The sequence below is a fragment of the Alicyclobacillus suci genome (assembly GCF_017329615.1).
Taxonomy (GTDB): Bacteria; Bacillota; Bacilli; order Alicyclobacillales; family Alicyclobacillaceae; genus Alicyclobacillus; species Alicyclobacillus suci.
On the sequence record NZ_JAFMTW010000231.1, the window covers coordinates 1 to 262 of the forward strand.

General features: G+C 69.5%; 1 pseudogene. It reads right to left on the reverse strand.

The annotated features are described in order from the left end of the window. Window positions 1-262, reverse strand: a pseudogene (locus J3482_RS20540) (hypothetical protein); the annotation flags it as partial.

Sequence of the window (262 nt, forward strand, 5' to 3'; positions counted from 1 at the left end):
CCCGGTCACGCACACGCGCTGTGGCACCTCCTGCGCCGGCAGCGAGGTGTAGCCGCGCGGAAACGCGCCGTGCACGGCGTAGTACGACAGCATCACGGCGAGCGTGAGGCTGTCGAGAGCCGTGTACCCGGCCGCGTTGACAAACGCGTTGGCCCGCGCCGCCTGCACCCCCTGTCCCGCGGGCTCTTGGTTGAACGGCGTGTGTCCCGCGGGCATGGCCGCCGGATTGGACCAACCACACGGGTTGTAGTAGAGCGCGTAT